Source organism: Mesorhizobium sp. ArgA1 (assembly GCF_053714375.1).
Map to the genome: position 1 here is coordinate 22,242 of NZ_JBSKBQ010000031.1, position 6,261 is coordinate 28,502.

The following is a 6,261-nucleotide window of genomic DNA, read 5'->3' on the forward strand; positions in this document are numbered from 1 at the left end:
GGGCCTCCGACGCCGGCACGGCAGCGGCGAACTGAGAGCAGGGGAGGGCTTTTGCGGCCTTACAACTCGCTCGCCTTGGTCAGGTTGGTCCGGAACCGATCCCGCCGCCTTTGATATTTGCGCGTCATTTAGGCAGAGCCATGGCCAAGCTGCTTCTGGGCATGGCTCTCCACGGTCGAGGAGGCTAGGCCGGCGCGCAGTGAGTGGCCTGAGAACAGCAACTCCCGTTCTCCTTCCGGAAGATCTGAACGGACACCGGCGGCGAGTGCGGTCCGCTTGACCAGGCGCGCGACATGCTTGTCGCAGAGCCGCTCGCCGTCGACGGTCTTGTTGTCCTTGAAGATGCGCCGGAAGAGAGGGCCTCTCGCGATCCGCCCAAAGCGGATCCAGCTCTCGAGGGCAGCGACGGGGCAGGTCTGGTCAGAAGCGCCCCGGCCGACCTCGACCTCGCGCCGTCCGGTCTTGCCGCGCAGCGCGACCAGCACGCCCTGGCCAGGAAAAATCTCGATCCAGCCATTGCCGTCGCTGTGATCGTCGCGGACGACGTCGAGCCCGACGATCTCGGAACGCCGCAGGCCGCCGGCGAAGCCCAAGAGCAGGATGGCCCGATCGCGCAGACCTCTCAAATCATGGCCGAGCGTATTGACCATCGCCTTGATGTCATCGCCAAGCACGGCCTGCTTCTGCCGCGGCGGCTTTGCGTGCTTTCGGCGAATGCCGGCGAGCACCGTCGTAATGTGCCCATCGGAGCGATCCATCGGCACGCCACGCTGGGTGAAGTTCCAGGCCAGCCCGTAGAGCCGGCGCTCGATGGTGGCGACGGATAGCGAGATGAGGCCGCGTTTGGGATCGCCGGCCGCGCAGGCGCCGATATAGAGAGCAATGACCTGGCTTGAAGGCGGCATGGGCTCGAAGCCTTCCCGACGGCACCAGGAGGTGAAATGCCGCCAGTCTTTGGCGTAGGCGTCTCGCGTGTTCTCGGAGCTGGCCGCGGTCTCGACGAGGGGTTCGAGACGGGGCGGCGTGCGTGAAGCCTGACCCACTTCCATGATAAGATCGACGATGTCGGGCAAATCATCATCTGGGGCCTTGTCGTCGATCTTGGGCGGGGTTTCGCGGGGATTTTCCATGGTGACCTTCCTGGATGAGCGGGCTTTATGTCTTTGTTGTAACATTTCATCGCTCACCCTAAATCGGTGGATGCGCCCCGATTAGGTGGATTCTTACCCTGATTTGGTGGACCAAGGCGAGGGCGGCGGTCATGCGTCCCGACAAGTCGCTGTGGACGATGCCGATTTGCGGAAGGCCGTGGCGCATCAGGCCACGATCCACTCTTCGGCGTCCGAAGACTGCTTCGCCTCGGCTGCAAAAAGGCGACGAATCGAACGATTGCCGGCTGACATCCGGGCTTTTCCGCCGATTAGGTCGAGCGGCTTTAAAATCCGAACCGGCGGACGCGGGAAGTCGAGCGGTTTTGGCGACCGGTGGCATGCAGAACGACATTGACACTCGCGAGCTTTTCAATTCCACCTATCTCGGCAGATTCGTCTGCCATAAGGACGAGAGTCCACCGAACCAGGGTGAGGAGATTGTGTATCGCCATACGCCCAACAAGCAAGCTTATTGGACATAATTGGCGCACGACAGGCTGTGCGTTTTCAGCCAAAGACCATGGCGCAAAGCGCACGGGCTCTTTACGCTCCACACCATGATTCGTCTCGATTTAGCCACCGGCGGCCCGGCCCTCGCTCCGACCGCGCCGCCGACGATCCCCGCCTGGGCGCTCGGCCATGGCAGCGCGCTCAGCGACGTCGATGCCGCCTTCCAGGCAGGCGCCGCCCTGGGCGCGCTCGACACGCTTGCCCGCGCGCAAGCCAGCTGGGCCGGCGCCTGGCGCCAGCGGCTGGCCCTTAAATGCGCTGCCGCCAGCATGCGGCTGGCCGGCCGCGCCGAGGACGCGGCCGCTCTGCGCGACGCCTGGCACTTGCGCCCGGCCGGCGCCGATCCCGGTCCCGCCGGGGCCATTTTCGGCGCCTGGCGGCAGTTGTCGCTGCAGCCGCCCGTCGCCACCCCCGACCGGCTGGCCAGGATTGCCGACCAGCTCGGGCTTCACTGGGACGGTGCCGGGCTCGCCGCGCTTTGCACGGAGATCGAAATACTCGCGGCGTCCCAGCGCCCGGCTCCCTTCGCCGCCGCCGCGCTCGCCAGTCAGGTCGTCGCCATGGGGCCAGATGCTGAACTTTTTGCCTGGTGGCTCGCCGACGTGTTGGTGGCACAAAGCCTGCGCTGGCCGCAGCCGATGCCGCTGCTGATGGCGCAGGTTTTCGGTCCGGCATTTCGGTCCGCTGACGCGAGGGGCAAGAGAATCCGGCCGGGAGAAGAAGGCTTTGAGCGGGCGCTGTGCCTGGCGCTGGTTGCGGCGGCGGCCGAGGCCTGCCGGATGGCCGCCGAGCTGTCGCGCCGCGCCGAAAAGCTCCTGGCGGTGGCACCAAAGCTGCGCGCCAAGGGCGCCGGCGAGGTGATCTTTTTGTTGCTCAACGAAGACGCCGTCTCCGGCTCGCTGACGACGAAAAACCTGTCGCGCTTCGCGGCGCGGCGCCTTTTCGAGCGGCTGCAGACATTCGATGCCGTGCGTGAGTTGTCCGGTCGCACCACCTTTCGTCTGTTTGGGCTCTAGCGATGAGCGAACCGTCTGCCCGCCGCAAGCCAAACGATCAACCCGCCTTGCTCGACACCGACCTCGAGCACCTTCCACCGGAACTGCGCTGGCGCGAGTGGATGGGCCGCGTCGAAGCGGTGATCTTTGCGGCAAATGAACCGGTGCCGCGCGAGGTGCTGGCGCGTGTCGTCGGCAAAAGTTGCAATCTCGATCTGATCATCGACGACATCCGTGCCGAGCTCGCTGGCCGCCCCTATGAGCTGGTATCAGTCGCCGGCGGCTGGCAGCACCGGACCAAAAAAGCCTTTGCCGACGTCATCCGTTCCGCATTCGGTACGGCGGCGGGGCAGGGTACAAAAGAGCTGTCGCAGTCGGAGGCGCTCGTGCTGATGTGCATTGCCTATTTCCAGCCGATCACCCGCGGCGAGCTGTCTTCCTTCTTCGGCAAGGAGGTTTCGCGCGACCAGATCGGCATGCTGCGGGCGCAGGAGCTGATCGCCTCGGGGCCGCGCAGCCCACAACCCGGCGCGCCGTACACCTATGTGACGACGAAGACTTTCCTGTCGCAATTCGGGCTCGACACGCTGCGCCAGCTGCCGGATTTCGAAGCACTCGAGGATGCGGGCCTGCTGTCGAAAGAGAAGCTGCTCGCGGGCGACATCATGCCGGGGTTTTCGGACCCCGGCATGAGTGATGCTGACGCGGCCACGGACGAATAGAGGGCTTTGCCACGGCGGAGGATCCGGCAACCGATCTCGGGCTCGCTCGATTCAAAGATTGGGAAACCAGTTGTATGGGTGTCACCTCTCGAGCAATCTGACGGCAAGATCGATTTTCGCCATGAGGTCCCTCGCGCGGCGGTCGTTTCCATTCCTCGGCCGCGTGGTTGAGCACCAGATATAGCAGTTTCATGGCCGCGTCGTCATTGGGGAAGTGGCCGCGCGTTCGAACGGCGCGACCCAGCTTGGAGTTCAATGCCTCGATAGCATTGGTAGTATAGATGATGCGGCGCACGCTCTCGGGATAAGCGAAGAATGGCACGACGTGCTCCCAGTTGCGCCGCCAACTCTGGGTGATCGCCGGATAGCGCTGCCCCCAGCCGCCGGCCTCGAAGTCCTCCAGGGCCTTCATGCCGGCTTCGGCGTCCGCGGCCCTGTAGATTGCCCTAAGCGCCGGCACGACGGCCTTGCGGTCCTTCCAGGACACGAACTCGAGCGAGTGGCGGATCAGGTCCACGATACAGGTCTGGACGGTCGTCTGCGGAAAGACGGCGCCGATCGCCTCGGGGAAGCCCTTGAGGCCGTCGACGACGGCGATCAGGATGTCGGCGACGCCACGGTTCTTCAGCTCGTTCATGACGCGCAGCCAGAACTTGGCGCCTTCGGTCTGCTCGATCCAGATGCCGAGGATCTCCTTGGCGCCGTCGGGCAGGATGCCGAGGGCAATGTAGATCGCCTTGTTGCGCACGAACCCTTCGTCCCTGATCTTGACCCGGATCGCGTCGAAGAAGACGAGTGGATAGACCGCATCGAGCGGCCGGTTCTGCCACTCGGCCACTTCCTCCAGGACCGCGTCGGTGACGGCCGAGATCAGGTCCGGCGACACCTCGATGACTGTAGAGCTCCTCCAGATGGCTGCGGATCTCGCGCACGCTCATGCCGCGCGCATACATCGAGACGATCTCGGCGTCGAAGTCGGGAAAGCGGCGCTGGTACCTGGCGATCAGCTTCGGATCGAAGCTTCCCGCACGGTCGCGCGGGATCGACAGCGTCATCTTCGACGTGCCCGTCAAAACTGTCTTCTTCGAATGGCCTGCGGCGATTGGCACCGCCCTCAGTTCGTTCATCTTCGAGGTGCTCGTCGAGCAACCCGTCCCGGGCGAACACCTCATTCGGGTCGCGCCCGGCAAGCAACTGGTCCAGAAGTTCTTTCTCGATAGCCATGTGATGGTTCTCTCCTTTCCATCATCATGGCCTCGCGCACAGAATTCCTGACAGTCCCTCGCGACTTTCTTGGCTTGGCCCGGCGCCGGCACCCGCAGATCCACACCGCGCCTGGCCCATGCCCGCGCCAGATAGGGATTCGTCAGCGCCTCACTCTCGTCGCCGTAAAGCAGAACGATGTCGCCGGCCTCGGCCTGGGCTTTGCGCAACTGCAGACGCAACCCCACGCGCTCGACCTCGTCGGCAATCTGGCGGCCTTTCAGCGTGTGCCGGGGTCGCCACCAGCGGAAGTTTTTTTGTATGGCCTTGGACAGTTGCGACCGGCTGATCTTGACGCCCTCGCGCACCTCGATCTCAGCCTTGAGGCGCGCGATCGTCCAGTTGGGCCGGTCGGCAACGGGGCGTCGAGCAGAGGGGTGACGACGCGCAATGCTGCCTCGGTCTTCACCGGTGGCGGGCCAGGCGCGACGGTCGCCTTCAATGCCTCGACACCGCCGCGGCTGAAATCGCTCCACCCCGAGAATCACGGTGAGCACCGAATCACAGATGCTGTTTGTTGGTCAAATTGATGGAAGCTGCTTAGGAAATGGCGGAGGAGATCCTCCGCATCGATCCTGAACTTGAAGCGGAACGCGCTCGCAGAGCCGCCCGCAGCCACCTCGACCGGGCGAACTGGATCATGACGACCGGCTACAAAGAGCTTTTTTCCAATTAACCGCTGAATACCCCACGCGCCGCCAAGATTCTCAGCTCGGCAATCATACGGCGCCCTTCGCCGGGGGCCCGCATCCCGCCTGCGGTGGCGCTTCTCTAATCGGCGGGGTTAGGTCAAGCTCTGTTCAGGCCTATTCCAGGACTGGAAGTGGCAAGGCTTTCGGCCGCAGTCGGCCCAAAGCGGCCAATCAGGCCGAGAGCAGAATTTGCTTCGCAACATGCCCGCGACGCCACCAACCACGCCGCCGCCGATGAGATGGGCTGCCAATGCCCAATCAACGAGCCCGGAAGCCGCATAATTGATCGAGGTTGCCAATCCGAACGCTCCGACCGCCAGGGGCGATGAACCCACGGCGCTGATCATAGGCATGCCGGTGGCGGCCATCAGACCGGGCGCGATCAAGAACCCGCCGCCTATGCCGAAGAACCCGGAGGCGAGGCCAGAGACCAGTGCGACAGCGGTGGTCGTCACGCACTCTTGGCGTCAACGGGCCGCGGAGTGGCTTGCGAGACCTTACGTCCACGTAGTATCAGTGTCGCGATGGCGACCATAACGACGCCGAAGAGGAACAGTAGTTGCGATCCATCCATCGCCTTTCCGAGTGACGATCCGGCGAGCGCGCCGATCGATCCGATAGCAGCGAAGACCATGGCGCATCGCCACCAAATCTTGCCCTTTGTGGCATGGGATGCGAAGTTGACGAAGGCATTGACCGACACCGCCAGAGCCCCCGTTCCGATTGCGATATGCGGCTGTGCCACCCCGACAACGTAAAGGAGGAGCGGGGTGGCGAGGATCGAGCCGCCTCCGCCGAGCAGACCGAGCATGAAGCCCACCAGTCCGCCCGAGCCGATCGCGGCAATGACGCTAGAGCGGGATGAGATTTGTGGGAGTCGTGGGATTCCCAAATCATCGCGGTTCTGATTCAACATTCATGCTGGGAG

At 63.9% G+C, this 6,261-nt stretch carries 4 protein-coding genes and 3 pseudogenes; 4 read left to right on the forward strand and 3 right to left on the reverse strand.

The features are described 5' to 3' along the window. Positions 1-59 precede the first annotated feature (59 nt). Positions 60-1,130, reverse strand: a pseudogene (locus ACWGTI_RS30350) (tyrosine-type recombinase/integrase). Between the two features lie 578 nt (positions 1,131-1,708). On the opposite strand from ACWGTI_RS30350, the gene ACWGTI_RS30355 reads away from it, so the two are divergent. Together ACWGTI_RS30355 and scpB are read left to right on the forward strand one after the other, a co-directional pair. Continuing rightward, positions 1,709-2,677 (forward strand): DUF1403 family protein, encoded by a 969-nt coding sequence (locus ACWGTI_RS30355; RefSeq protein ID WP_454590421.1) that lies wholly within the window; start codon positions 1,709-1,711, stop codon positions 2,675-2,677. A 2-nt stretch (positions 2,678-2,679) separates the two neighbouring features. Beyond that, positions 2,680-3,378: an SMC-Scp complex subunit ScpB gene (gene scpB / locus ACWGTI_RS30360; RefSeq protein WP_454577967.1), complete on the forward strand. Its 699-nt coding sequence runs from the start codon at positions 2,680-2,682 to the stop codon at positions 3,376-3,378. Positions 3,379-3,508: 130 nt separating this feature from the next. On the opposite strand, the pseudogene ACWGTI_RS30365 reads toward scpB, so the two are convergent. Continuing rightward, a pseudogene (locus ACWGTI_RS30365) lies at positions 3,509-4,602 on the reverse strand (IS256 family transposase); the annotation flags it as partial. 74 nt (positions 4,603-4,676) lie between these two features. Between ACWGTI_RS30365 and ACWGTI_RS30370 the strand changes: the two are divergent. Both ACWGTI_RS30370 and ACWGTI_RS30375 read left to right on the forward strand, forming a co-directional pair. Then, complete coding sequence (locus tag ACWGTI_RS30370; protein ID WP_454590423.1) at positions 4,677-5,171, forward strand: hypothetical protein; 495 nt, start codon at positions 4,677-4,679, stop codon at positions 5,169-5,171. A 17-nt stretch (positions 5,172-5,188) separates the two neighbouring features. Continuing rightward, positions 5,189-5,317, forward strand: a complete 129-nt coding sequence (locus ACWGTI_RS30375; protein ID WP_454577965.1) for a hypothetical protein — start codon at positions 5,189-5,191, stop codon at positions 5,315-5,317. A gap of 213 nt (positions 5,318-5,530) precedes the next feature. On the opposite strand, the pseudogene ACWGTI_RS30380 reads toward ACWGTI_RS30375, so the two are convergent. Further along, positions 5,531-6,144, reverse strand: a pseudogene (locus ACWGTI_RS30380) (sulfite exporter TauE/SafE family protein); the annotation flags it as partial. Positions 6,145-6,261 lie beyond the last annotated feature (117 nt).